This is a genomic window from Rhodococcus sp. RCBS9, assembly GCF_029457415.1.
Taxonomy (GTDB): domain Bacteria; phylum Actinomycetota; class Actinomycetes; order Mycobacteriales; family Mycobacteriaceae; genus Rhodococcus_F; species Rhodococcus_F qingshengii.
This window is the reverse complement of sequence record NZ_CP120422.1, coordinates 5,883,748-5,896,498: the sequence shown is the minus strand read 5'-3', so window position 1 is coordinate 5,896,498 and position 12,751 is coordinate 5,883,748. Positions and strand designations below refer to the sequence as shown.

The window sequence follows — 12,751 nt, the reverse complement described above, 5'->3', positions numbered from 1 at the left end:
TCTGGAGTTACTGAGTGACTCGGTAGACGGCCACCGCGCCCGGTTCGGTGTCGAAATCGAACCGGCGCGCGTCTGCCACCACTTCACCGTCGGTGGCGATGGCTACCGGTGAATCGGCGACTCGAACCGACATCGACGAGACGAGTTCGCGAACGTAGACCCGCGAGCTGCCCAATGTTCCTGTGGCAGCCGCAAACAGCAGACGTGAGCGCGAGAATTTCTTGTCCGCGCGCAGATAGCGGACGTCGAGTAGTCCACGGTTCATCTCCGGACGCGACATCGGCACCTGATCGGCGGGGGAGTATCGCCCGTTTCCGACGAACAGCATCCAGATTGTGGTCCGCTTCCCGTCGATGGTGACCGTCATCGGCTCCGCCGCTGCGAGAACCCGGATCATCGCGGCTCCTGCGGCCGGCCACTTACCGAAACGCGGTTCCCATTTTTCCCTCAGGCGCACAGCATCCGGGTATCCACCGAGGCTGGCTGTGTTGAGAAACCGTGCAGTCACTCCGGAATCCGTGCGCACCACCGCGTGGTCGACGAATGCCGCCTGACCGGACTCGACTGCCTGTGCGGTCTCCTCGACATTCACCGCCCCGACGTCGCGGGCGAAATGGTTCAATGTTCCGCCGGGAAAAACCGCAAGTGGTAGCTCATGCTTTGTCGCCGCGGTCGCGACCGTGACCACTGTTCCGTCGCCGCCGCATACACCCAACGCTTTCGGCGAGAGCTCGGGGATCTTGGCATCGATCTGCATGTCGAAGTCGATGTCCGCGTCGAACTCGTAGACGATCGCTTCCGGTAGTAGTTCTCGAATCGATTCCACGATCCCGTCGTCCTCGGAGCCTGAACCAGGATTGGTGAAGACCAACAAGCCTTCTCCGCGCGGGAGCGCGGGAACCACGCACTCGGGTCCGAGTTCGGCGGGTTCTTCGTCGCGTACCGCCCACCAACGACGCGTGCCGGCAGCGATAGCACCGCCGACCGCGAGGCCTGCGAAGACGTCGGACGGCCAGTGGACTCCGTTGTGAACGCGTGAGTACGCCACTGCTGCGGCCAGTGGTGCCAGAGCAGCTCCAGCAACCGGGGACTCCATGGCCACTGCCGCGGTGAATGCCGCGGCCGAAGACGAATGTCCGGAGGGGAACGAGGACGACGTCGGAATGTCGACGCCTCGCTTCGGGCTCAGCCAGACGCGTGCCGGTGGGCGTCGGCGGGGAAAGAGGGGCTTGAGTATGCCGTTGGCCAGCGCGCTGGAACCGGCCAGTGCGAGCAGCCCGCGTGCTGCTGCCCTACGGGGCCGCCCGCCGATCATCGCGAGCAAGGCGGCGACAACCATCCACAAAACGCCGTGATCGGCGGCTCTGGAGAGAAACCGCATGGTCGGGTCGAGCACGGAAGGGCGCAGTGCTCCAGTGCTTTCCATGACTTTGACGTCGCTTCGGACAACTTTTCGGCGAATAAGGCTCACACCGTCACACTATGCTGCCGCCCGACGTTGTCGAGTCGTGACTTACGACGCGATCGAAGTACACGGGTGAACCTCGCATTCTGGTTGTACTGTCGAAGTGTGCAGAGACGAATCATGGGTATCGAGACGGAATTCGGCGTTACCTGCACCTTTCACGGGCACAGGAGACTGAGCCCCGACGAGGTTGCTCGTTACCTCTTCCGTCGTGTCGTGTCGTGGGGTCGCAGCTCCAACGTCTTCCTCCGTAACGGAGCTCGCTTGTACCTGGATGTGGGTTCGCACCCGGAGTACGCGACGGCCGAGTGCGACAGCCTCATCCAGCTGGTCAATCACGACCGTGCCGGTGAGCGTGTGCTCGAAGAACTGCTGATCGACGCCGAGGCGAGACTCGCCGAGGAGGGTATTGGTGGCGACATCTATCTCTTCAAGAACAACACCGACTCGGCCGGAAACTCGTACGGCTGCCACGAGAACTTTCTCGTCGCGCGCGCCGGTGAGTTCTCCCGCATTTCGGATGTCTTGTTGCCGTTCCTCGTCACGCGCCAGTTGATCTGCGGCGCCGGAAAGGTACTGCAGACTCCGAAGGCCGCGACGTTCTGCCTCTCGCAGCGCGCGGAACACATCTGGGAGGGCGTCTCGTCGGCTACCACTCGCTCGCGTCCGATCATCAACACCCGCGACGAACCGCACGCGGACGCCGAGAAGTACCGCCGCCTGCACGTGATCGTCGGCGATTCGAACATGGCCGAAACGACGACGATGCTCAAGGTCGGTTCTGCCGCACTGGTGCTCGAGATGATCGAAGCCGGGGTGTCGTTCCGCGATTTCGCGCTGGACAACCCGATTCGTGCCATCCGCGAGGTCAGTCACGACGTGACCGGTAAAAAGCCGGTTCGCCTTGCTGGTGGACGTCAGGCCAGTGCCCTCGATATTCAACGCGAATACCACGCCAAGGCAGTCGAACATCTGCGTAACCGCGAACCGGACCCGCAGGTGGAGCAGGTAGTCGACCTGTGGGGTCGCACCCTCGATGCCGTCGAAGCTCAGGATTTTGCGAAGGTCGACACGGAGATCGACTGGGTCATCAAGCGCAAGCTGTTCCAGCGCTACCAGGACCGTCACGGTTTCGACCTGTCCGATCCCAAGATCGCGCAGCTCGACTTGGCTTACCACGACATCAAACGCGGCCGGGGCGTCTTCGACGTTCTCCAGCGCAAGGGCTTGGTCAAGCGGGTCACCGAGGACGAGACGATCGACGACGCCGTCGAGAATCCGCCGCAGACCACGCGCGCCAAATTGCGGGGCGACTTCATCACCGCCGCCCAGGCAGCAGGCCGGGACTTCACAGTCGACTGGGTTCACCTCAAGCTCAACGATCAGGCACAGAGAACGGTGCTGTGCAAGGACCCGTTCCGCTCCGTCGACGAGCGTGTCGAGCGTTTGATCGCTTCGATGTAGGTCACCCAATTTCACGATTTACAACACAGCAGGTCTGTTTTGCGGCGACGCGCCGGGCACGAAAGTGTCCGGCGCGCGTTCGGTTATCGGATAGCCACTAGGATTTCGGCGTGGCGACATCAAAAATCGAGCGGTTGATGAACCTGGTGATCGCGTTGCTGTCCACCAGACAGTTCCTCACGGCGGAGAAAATCCGTGACAGTGTGGCCGGGTACAACGATTCCGCGAACTACGAAGCGTTCAGTCGGATGTTCGAGCGCGACAAGAACGAACTTCGCGACCTGGGTGTCCCGTTGGAAACCGGTCTGGCAGGACGGTTCTCGACCGTCGAGGGGTATCGGATCAATCGCAATGCCTACGAGCTTCCGGACGTGGACCTCACCAGCGAGGAATCTGCTGCAGTCGCCGTCGCGGTGCAGTTGTGGGAGTCGCCGGAACTGATTTCGGCAGCCCAGAGTGCACTACTCAAACTCCGAGCGGCCGGCGTCCAGGTCGACTCAGAAGTCAGTGCCGCCCCGGTCACCGCGATTCCCGCGCGCACCCGCGGTTCGGAGCCCGCGCTCGGCAAGCTTCTTGCAGCGGTCGACGCCGGCCGAGCAGTTCATTTTCAGCACCGCGGCGCATTGAACGAACCGTTCACCGAGCGCACCGTCGAGCCGTGGGGCGTCGTCACGCACAACGGCAAGTGGTACCTGGTCGGGCACGACGTCGACCGTGATGCGGTGAGGACCTTCCGGCTCTCACGGATCGGTGACGACGTCAGGGAGTTCGGCCCGGCCGGTTCGGTTCACAAACCTGAAGGTGTCGACCTTCGCGAGGTCGTCGATCGCGTGACCGGTTCGGGCGTCGTGACCGGGACGGCTACGGTGTGGGTCGCAGACGGCCGCGCCCATGAGCTTCGGCGGCTTGCGACGTCGTCGTCCGAACGGCGGTTGACCGATCGCGACGGCAGCGTGCTGGCCATCCCCGTCCGATCCTGGGAATGGACCGCTCGGTTGATCGCCGGTCACGGGTTGGACGCATTGGTGCTGGACCCACCGGATTTGCGTGCTGAGGTCGTCGCGAAGCTGCGCGCCGCCGCGGCGAGCCCGATCACCGGCAATGGACAGGGGGACCACTGATGAGCAATCGACTGTCGTCGCGGTTGGCACGGCTGCTCAACCTCGTGCCGTACTTCATCGCAAATCCTGGCATCAGTCCCGCCGAGGCCGCCGAGGAGCTCGGTGTCAGCACCACTCAACTGATGACCGACCTCAATCAACTGTGGGTGTGCGGACTGCCCGGTTACGGTCCCGGTGATCTCATCGACCTGTCCTTCTCCGAGGAAAGTATCGAGGTCACGTTCTCGGCCGGGATCGATCGCCCGTTGCGCCTCACCTCGACGGAGGCGACGGCGTTGCTGATCGCCCTGCGGTCCTTGGTGGAAATGCCCGGCATGGTCGATCCGTCCTCGGCGCAGCGTGCCATCGCGAAGATCGAGGACGCAGCAGGCTCGGCCGCGGCACGAGCCATCGGTCAGGACCGGGACACATCGCCGGCGCCGGACATCGCCGAAGACCCGATAGCAGCGACGGTCAGAGCCGCGCTCGCAGACAAGACCGCCCTGCGATTGACGTATTACTCCGCCTCGCGCGACGCGGTCTCCGAGCGCATCGTCGACCCCGTTCGTATCGTGTTGGTCGACAACTACAGCTACCTCCAGGCGTGGTGCCGTCAAGCCGAGGGAGTGCGGTTGTTCAGATTCGATCGGATCGACGCCGCCGTCCAACTCGACGAGCCCGCCGACCCGCCGCCGCAGGCCCTCGAGGAGGATTCGAATCTCGAATTGTTCAGCGGCGACGGTTCCCTTCCGGAAGCGCGGTTGTTCATCACCAAAGAGTGGGTGTGGATGCTCGACTACTACCCGTTGGACGTCGAGCACGTGAACGACGACGGGTCGGTCGAGGCGACGATGAGTTTCGGAACACTTGAATGGATGGCAAGGCTGGTGTTGGGATTCGGTGAGGGCGTTCGGGTCCTTCATCCGCCGGAACTGGTCTCCGAAGTCCATGATCGAGCCGTTGCGGCGCTCGACGCCTATGACGTAATCGGTTCGTAAAACTTCGGGAAACTTCACGTTCAGTGAGTTCGCAGGAAACAAACAGGTAAAAGGTAGCTGAAGTAAGTGCCTTGGCACCTCCGAGCGCCGGTTGTGTCCGGTAGCATCGAGGAATCTGATCATGGGAGGTCGTTATGGGTGCAATGCAGCCGATGCATTGGCTGATTGTCGCTGTTGTCGTCGTAATTCTGTTCGGGTCGAAGAAGCTTCCCGATGCAGCACGCGGTCTGGGTCGTTCCCTCCGCATCTTCAAGAGCGAAGTCAAGGAAATGCAGAACGACGATGCGGCGCCCGCAAGCGCGCCGGTCGCACAGCCTGCTCCGGCACAGTTGCCGACGGCCAACACCGCGGTGGTCGCAAACGGTGCAGCAGCACCTGTTGCGCAGCCGACCGAAGTCAAGCCGCTCTAGTACACACTGCGTTCTAGCCGGGGTGAAATATTCGTTCACCCCGGTTGTCTGCTGACCAAGACCAGGATGCACAGTGCGTATTCCGTTAGACCCGCGTAACCGCAAGCGGAAGGTCAACCCAGACGGCACCATGTCGTTGGTCGACCACCTGTACGAATTGCGGACTCGTTTGTTGTTCGCATTCCTCGGCGTGATCATCACCACGGCATTCGGCTTCTTCTGGTATTCACACTCGATACTCGGTCTCGAAAGTCTGGGCGATCTGCTTCGCGGACCGTACTGTGAGCTTCCGTCCGAGAGTCGCGCCAACCTCAGCACCGACGACGCGTGCCGATTGCTGGCGACCGGGCCGTTCGAGCAGTTCATGCTGCGATTCAAAGTGGCGCTCACCGCCGGCATCGTTCTTGCCTGCCCGGTGTGGCTTTACCAATTGTGGGCATTCATCACCCCGGGCCTCTACGCCAAAGAGCGTCGCTACGCGGTCGGATTCGTCACCGCAGGTGCCGCTCTCTTCATTCTCGGCGCAATCCTGGCGTACCTCGTCGTGGCGAAGGCTTTGCACTTCCTCCTGACCATTGGTGACAACGTCCAGATCACCGCGCTCAGTGGTTCGGAGTACTTCGGCTTCATCATCAATCTGCTGCTCATCTTCGGCGTCAGCTTCGAAATCCCACTGCTCGTCGTCGTGTTGAACTTTGCCGGCATTCTGACGTACGAGCGTTTGAAGGCCTGGCGTCGAGGATTGATCTTCGGGCTCTTCGTATTCGCTGCAGTTGCCACGCCAGGGTCGGATCCGTTCTCGATGTTGGCGCTCGCGCTGGCTCTGACGCTTCTCTTCGAGGTCGCGGTCCAGATCGCTCGCCTCAACGACAAACGTAAGGCCAAGCGAGCCGGTGAAGACTGGGGCGCACTGTCCGACGAGGAAGCTTCCTCCATCTCGGCTCCGTCCGATCTGAACGAGGCTTTCGACAATCCGACCAAACCCAAGGCCGAATCGAGTGGATTGTTCGGACGTAAGTCCAAGTCCAAGGCTCCGGTCGCGGAGAAATCCGACACCGCCGGCGACAACGCGCCCGGCCAGGATTTCACTGACACTCTCTGAGCGCCGTGCCACCACGTCGGCGGCGTGTGAAACCCTGACGAGGTGGTTATGAACAAGAGTGAACTGAGCACGTTCGCGTCCAGCCTGAAGTTCGAACTCGATCCATTCCAGGTGAAGGCATGCGTTGCGCTCGAAGCGGGCCACGGCGTCCTTGTCTGCGCGCCGACCGGTGCAGGCAAGACCGTGGTCGGCGAGTTCGCTGTCCATCTGGCTCTGGCGGCGGGCCGCAAGTGTTTCTACACGACGCCGATCAAAGCGTTGAGCAATCAGAAGTACGCCGAACTCGTCGAGCGGTACGGCCCCGGCGAAGTCGGTCTGCTGACGGGTGATTCGAGTATCAACTCTGACGCACCGGTGGTCGTCATGACCACCGAAGTCCTGCGGAACATGCTCTACGCCAACTCCGAGGCACTGCGCGGGCTTTCGCACGTCGTCATGGACGAAGTGCATTACCTGGCCGACCGGTTCCGTGGGGCGGTGTGGGAGGAAGTGATCCTGCACCTGTCCGAGGACGTACGCCTGGTGAGTTTGTCGGCGACCGTGAGCAATGCCGAAGAATTCGGTGCCTGGATGGAAACCGTCCGCGGCGACACCACTGTGGTCGTGGACGAGACTCGGCCGATCCCGCTGTGGCAGCACATCATGGTCGGTAGGCGAATCTTCGATCTCTTCGACAGTCGTAGTCATCCTGCTGCCGGGCCGAAGACCGTGCTCGTCGACCAGGATCTGGTTCGCCACGTCAAGCAGCGTCAGGCTCTCGAACGCGTCGAGAGCTGGCAGCCGCGTGGCCGCGGACGACGCGGCAGCTACCAGAGTTCCAACGATTTCCGGCCCTTGCCACGACCTGACGTCATCGCTCAGCTCGATCAGTCCGGACTGCTCCCGGCCATCACTTTCATCTTCAGCCGCGCCGGTTGTGATGCGGCTCTTGCACAGTGCCTGCGGTCCAGACTGGATCTCACTTCGCCGGAGCAGGTCCGCGAGATCGACACCATCATCGAGAAACACACCGGGGAACTACCCGAAGAGGATCTCGAAGTTCTCGGATATCGGGACTGGTGCAAGGCACTACGACGCGGACTGGCATCTCACCATGCCGGCATGCTGCCGGCATTCCGCCAGACAGTCGAGGAACTGTTCGTCAAGGGGCTCGTGCGGGCGGTCTTCGCGACCGAGACGCTGGCCCTCGGCATCAACATGCCGGCACGCACGGTGGTGCTCGAACGTCTGGTCAAGTACAACGGTGAATCGCACGCCGAACTGACGCCGGGGGAGTACACGCAGCTGACGGGTCGGGCCGGCCGACGCGGCATCGACGTCGAAGGCCACGCTGTGGTCCTGTGGCAGCCCGGGGTCGAGCCGACGGATGTCGCCGGTTTGGCGTCGACACGGACGTTCCCGCTCCGCAGTTCGTTCCGCCCCTCGTACAACATGTCGATCAATCTCGTCGAGCGCATGGGCGCGGCGGATTCACGGAAGCTGCTCGAACGTTCCTTCGCGCAGTTCCAAGCGGATCGCTCGGTGGTCGGCCTGGTGCGTGGCATCGAGCGGAACGAAGAAGCACTGAAGGGTTTGCAGGAGAAACTCGGCGGTGCGGACGGCGAATACTTCGAATACGCGTCGTTGCGTGAGCGGCTCAGTGCGCGCGAGCGCGCGCTCGAACGTAAGGGCCGCGAAGACCGACGCGGAGATGCGGTGGAGTCCCTTCGTGCACTCGCCCGCGGTGACGTGATCGCAATTCCCATCGGTCGTCATTCCGGGGTGGCAGTGGTCCTCGTCCCGGACAACGATCCGAAGGACCCGCGTCCGCTGGTTCTGACGGCCGATCAGTGGGCCGGCCGACTCTCCTCGGGTGATTTCCCGGAAGCAGCCGACGTTCTGGGAAAGATGCGACTGCCCAAGCATGTCGATCACCACACCGCCCGGATCCGGCGCGATCTGGCCTCGGCGTTGCGTAGTACCGGGATCAGTGCCCCCCGGCGAAAGAAGCGCCACAAGGCCGGCGCGTCCGAAGATGCCGAGGTCGCTACTTTGCGACGTGCTATTCGCTCGCATCCGTGCCACAGCTGGCCCGATCGTGAACATCTGAGCCGGATCGGTGAGCGCTACAACCGGCTGGCCAGGGAAACGCAGTCGATGAGGGAAAAGGCTGCGGCCACCACCAACTCGTTGGCGCGGACGTTCGACCGCATCATTGCGCTACTCAAAGAGCGTGAGTACATGACTGCCGAAGCAGCGCCCGAAGTCACCGAATCCGGACGACGACTCAGCCGCATCTACTCGGAAAGCGACCTTCTGGTCGCCGAATGCCTGCGGACGGGGGCGTGGACAGGTCTCAGCCCGGCCGAGCTGGCGGCCGTCGTGTCCTCGGTGGTCTACGAATCACGTCGGGACGGGGACACCGTGGATCGGGTGCCGACAGCGGCGCTTCGTCACGCCCTCAACGACACTCAACGATTGTGGAGCGAACTGCGGTCGGACGAGATTCGCCACAAGCTGCCGCCGACGCGGGAACCGGATCTCGGATTCGTCACTGCCGTTTATCACTGGGCGAGCGAGAACTCGCTTGTCGACGCACTGATCGCGGCTGGAGTGCAGGGTCGTGCGCTGTCTGCGGGTGACTTTGTACGTTGGTGTCGTCAGGTGATCGATCTCCTCGATCAGGTCCGCCTGACTTCGACGGATGCCGACGTCGCGAAGACTGCGGCGCGGGCGGTAGCTGCAATTCGTCGCGGGGTAGTTGCTGTCGACGCAGCATGACCGCAACTATGTGGTTTGATTCGCAGACTGGTATTTCGAGTGGGAGGCGAACATGAGCGGGCCTTACGGACCGAACGATCCGAATCGGCAATGGGGTCCTGGTGATCAGCAGCAGCCGAACGAGCAGCAGTGGGGGCAGAATCCTCAGCAGCCGGGCGGACAACAGCAGCCTGGTCAGCAGCCCGGCCAGCAACAGCCGTGGGGTCAGCCTGGTCAAACACCGCAGCCCGGTCAGCAACAGCCGTGGGGACAACCTGCCTACGGCCAGCCGGGTGGTCAGCCTGCGTACGGTCAGCCGCAGCAACCTGGACAAGGACAACCCGGCCAGCAACAGCCGTGGGGACAACCCCAGCAACAACCTCCCGCACAGCCGTGGGGTCAGCCCGGGCAACAGCAGTCACCTGACGCAACCCAGGCGTGGGGTCAGCCTCCGGCTGCCGCACCGCAGCAGGCGTGGGGCGCCACGGCCCCCGGGCAGACTCCGGGACAGCAGAACCAGTGGAACCAGGCTCAGCCGTTCCCGAGTCCCGGTGCGCCCGGAAACCAGTCGGGTAAGTCGAAGAAGCCCCTGATCTTCGGTGCGATCGGCGTTCTCGTCGTTCTTGCCGCTGTCGTGGTGGCCCTGGTGTTCGGAGTCTTCGGCAAGAACACACTCGATCAGAGCGCGGCTCAGGCCGGCGTCGAGAAGATCGTCACCGAGTCCTACGGGGCGAAGAACGTGAGCAACGTTCAGTGCCCCGCGGACCAGGAAGTCAAGTCAGGCAACAAGTTCACCTGCACGCTTTCGATCGCGGGTGTGAAGTCGAACGTGACCGTGACGTTTGTCGACGACAACGGCACGTACGAGGTCAGCCGCCCGAGCTGACGCCCTATTGGTCGGAACGGCCTGCCGCCGCAGCCTCGAGCGCGGCGGCAAGCCGGCCGGCCGAGCGCTCGATGTTCAGCGAGGCCGCCACTTCCTCGAGGCGTGCGGGATCGACGGGGGTCGCCGGGAGTCGGTCGTCCTTCGAGAACTGAACGTCCGCGTCGCGAACCACTCGTACGACCGGCAACGCAGCATCAAGGTAAGCCATTGCCTCAGGTGAGGTCAGTTTTGCGCGAATCCCCTTGGCCATATCCGATTCAGGATCAGCAGCGGCCGCCCGAAGTCCGGCCAACGAGCCGTAACGGAGCATCAGTGTCGACGCAGTCTTCTCACCGACACCTTTGATGCCGGGTAGACCGTCGGAGGCGTCTCCGCGCAGTACCGCGAGTTCGGCGTAAGCCTCGCCCGCACGGTCACCGGGTACTCCGTATTTCTCCGCAACCTCGACCGGTCCGAAGAGTTCCGCCTTGGACAGGCCACGGCCCACGTACAGGACACGGACGGGCACGTACTCGTCTGTGACGACCTGCAGTAGGTCTCGGTCACCACTGACGACGACGGTGAGATCTTCGCGCTCGGTGGCGGCAAGCGTTCCCAGTACGTCGTCGGCTTCGAGTCCGACTGCACCCGCCGTCGCGATACCCGCTGCAGCGAGCACGTCCATGATCATGTCGACCTGAGGCGTCAACGTGTCCGGAACTTCTTCGGACGCACCGTCAGAGCCTTCCTCGACGCGATGTGCTTTGTACGTCGGAACGGCGTCGACGCGGAACTGCGGTCGCCAGTCCAAGTCCAGGCACACCGCGAGACGACTCGGCTGGTGTTTGGTGATCAGGGAAGCAACCATGTCGGTGAATCCGCGCACCGCATTGACAGGTCTGCCGTCGGGGTCGACGAATGACTCGGGCAGTGCGTAGAACGCACGAAACCACAGGCTGGCACCGTCGAGGAGAAGCAATGGCCCACTCATGGTCACCATCCTGCCAGTCGGCACTAACCTGTAAGCCATGACGTCTCCAGCCGAACAGGATTCCCGATTCTCCAGCGCCGTGTACGGCGCACGTATCGCTCGTGCCGCCGAGTTGGCTCGATCAGCAGGTCTCGACGGTCTGGTGGTGACTCCCGGTCCGGATCTGCGGTACCTGACGGGTTCTCGGGCTGACTCGTTCGAGCGCTTGACCGCGTTGGTCATCGCCGCGGACACGGCGAAGGCATCCGTCGTACTTCCTCGGTTGGAGTTGGCGTCGCTGAAGGAATCGGCAGTGGGCGATCTCGGGTTGACCGTCCTCGACTGGGTCGACGGTGTCGACCCGTATGCGATTGTGGCGGCGCAACTCCCGACCGGCGCGAAGGTGGCGGTGACGGATGCGATGCCTGCGCTGCATCTGATCCCGCTCGCAGACACCTTGGGCGCGTTGCCGATTCTCGCCACCGGCGTCTTGCGCGAATTGCGGATGGTCAAGGACGGCGCCGAGATCGAGGCGTTGCGGCGAGCCGGTGCGGCCATCGACCGTGTTCACGCCCGCATGGCCGAGTTCTTGGCCGTCGGACGTACGGAAGCTGAAGTAGGCGAAGCGATTTCGGCGGCGATTCTCGAAGAGGGGCACACCGAGGCCGCGTTCGTGATTGTCGGTTCGGGCCCGCACGGCGCCGATCCGCATCACGAGGTTTCGGACCGGGTGATCGAGAGCGGCGATATCGTGGTCATCGACATCGGCGGACCGGTCGAGCCCGGATACAACTCGGACTCCACTCGCACGTACAGCATGGGGCAGCCGTCCGCGGAGGTTGCCGCACAGTTCGCGGTACTCGAGGCGGCGCAGCAGGCTGCGGTCGATTCGGTGCGGCCAGGAATCTCCGCAGAATCCGTGGACGTTGCAGCTCGCGAAGTGCTTGCCGCACAAGGGCTTGCAGAGGTATTCGTTCACCGCACCGGTCACGGTATCGGGCTGTCCGTACACGAGGAGCCGTACATCGTCGAGGGCAACACCATCGAACTCGTCGAAGGTATGGCCTTCAGCATCGAACCGGGAATCTACTTCCGCGGCAGTTGGGGTGCCCGTATCGAGGACATCGTCGTCGTGACCGCGGACGGTTGCGAGTCGTTCAACAACCGTCCGCACGGCCTGACTGTCCTCGACTGATCAGCTTTCCTTGAATGCAGCGGACCCGAGTATGCGTGTGACGTCGATTTCGATGACCACGCGCGCGGGATTGACCCGTGGCTGGCGGTACCGCTCGGCATAGCGCCGAACGGCGTCGGCCACGGAGTCCGCGTCGGTGAGCACGCGTGCCGGCCCCTCGAGCGTGAGCCAGCGGCCACCGTCGACCGAACTGACGGCGGCGTATCCGCCACGCGCTGCGTTGATCGCCTTCTGTGAGCCACCGCTGGTGATCACGCGCGCCTTTCCGGCTTCCTGGTCCCAGGTGAACCCGACGGCAACGACGTGTGGGGTGCCGTTCGGACGCAACGTCGTGAGTGTCGCGAGGTGGTATTCACCGACGAACTTCAGCCCGTCTTCGGTGAGAGTCTGCTGTGACGATGGCTTGGTGGAGGGGGTGAGCGTCATGCCACGACGGTAATCCA

At 63.1% G+C, this 12,751-nt stretch carries 11 protein-coding genes; 8 read left to right on the top strand and 3 right to left on the bottom strand.

Annotated features, from left to right (window positions below; genetic code table 11):
* Positions 1 to 7: 7 nt before the first annotated feature.
* Positions 8 to 1,471, bottom strand: a complete 1,464-nt coding sequence (locus P0M12_RS27560) for a phosphatase PAP2 family protein (RefSeq protein WP_003944928.1) — start codon at positions 1,469 to 1,471, stop codon at positions 8 to 10.
* A 99-nt stretch (positions 1,472 to 1,570) separates the two neighbouring features.
* On the opposite strand from P0M12_RS27560, the gene pafA reads away from it, so the two are divergent.
* The 7 genes from pafA (at position 1,571) to P0M12_RS27525 (ending at position 10,164) form a co-directional block, all read left to right on the top strand.
* The gene (gene pafA, locus P0M12_RS27555) at positions 1,571 to 2,929 is read left to right on the top strand and encodes a Pup--protein ligase (protein WP_007729869.1); all 1,359 of its coding nucleotides are present in this window, start codon (positions 1,571 to 1,573) and stop codon (positions 2,927 to 2,929) included.
* A 110-nt stretch (positions 2,930 to 3,039) separates the two neighbouring features.
* Complete coding sequence (locus P0M12_RS27550; RefSeq protein ID WP_003944939.1) at positions 3,040 to 4,050, top strand: YafY family protein; 1,011 nt, start codon at positions 3,040 to 3,042, stop codon at positions 4,048 to 4,050.
* Complete coding sequence (locus P0M12_RS27545; RefSeq protein ID WP_030536343.1) at positions 4,050 to 5,027, top strand: YafY family protein; 978 nt, start codon at positions 4,050 to 4,052, stop codon at positions 5,025 to 5,027. Before P0M12_RS27550 ends, P0M12_RS27545 begins: the two co-directional genes overlap by 1 nt.
* A gap of 134 nt (positions 5,028 to 5,161) precedes the next feature.
* The gene (gene tatA / locus P0M12_RS27540; protein WP_003944836.1) at positions 5,162 to 5,437 is read left to right on the top strand and encodes a Sec-independent protein translocase subunit TatA; all 276 of its coding nucleotides are present in this window, start codon (positions 5,162 to 5,164) and stop codon (positions 5,435 to 5,437) included.
* Positions 5,438 to 5,510: 73 nt separating this feature from the next.
* Positions 5,511 to 6,539, top strand: a complete 1,029-nt coding sequence (tatC, locus tag P0M12_RS27535) for a twin-arginine translocase subunit TatC (RefSeq protein ID WP_003945030.1) — start codon at positions 5,511 to 5,513, stop codon at positions 6,537 to 6,539.
* Between the two features lie 48 nt (positions 6,540 to 6,587).
* Positions 6,588 to 9,299 (top strand): RNA helicase, encoded by a 2,712-nt coding sequence (locus P0M12_RS27530; protein WP_003944907.1) that lies wholly within the window; start codon positions 6,588 to 6,590, stop codon positions 9,297 to 9,299.
* Positions 9,300 to 9,351: 52 nt separating this feature from the next.
* Positions 9,352 to 10,164: a DUF4333 domain-containing protein gene (locus P0M12_RS27525; RefSeq protein WP_042919737.1), complete on the top strand. Its 813-nt coding sequence runs from the start codon at positions 9,352 to 9,354 to the stop codon at positions 10,162 to 10,164.
* 4 nt (positions 10,165 to 10,168) lie between these two features.
* On the opposite strand, the gene P0M12_RS27520 is transcribed toward P0M12_RS27525, so the two are convergent.
* Complete coding sequence (locus P0M12_RS27520; RefSeq protein WP_003944862.1) at positions 10,169 to 11,134, bottom strand: 5'-3' exonuclease; 966 nt, start codon at positions 11,132 to 11,134, stop codon at positions 10,169 to 10,171.
* 37 nt (positions 11,135 to 11,171) lie between these two features.
* On the opposite strand from P0M12_RS27520, the gene P0M12_RS27515 reads away from it, so the two are divergent.
* Positions 11,172 to 12,308: a Xaa-Pro peptidase family protein gene (locus P0M12_RS27515; RefSeq protein WP_277377135.1), complete on the top strand. Its 1,137-nt coding sequence runs from the start codon at positions 11,172 to 11,174 to the stop codon at positions 12,306 to 12,308.
* Here the strand turns inward: P0M12_RS27515 and P0M12_RS27510 are convergent, their stop codons facing one another.
* Entirely contained in the window at positions 12,309 to 12,734 is a 426-nt protein-coding gene (locus tag P0M12_RS27510; RefSeq protein WP_277377134.1) for a PPOX class F420-dependent oxidoreductase, read from the bottom strand.
* Between the last annotated feature and the right edge of the window lie 17 nt (positions 12,735 to 12,751).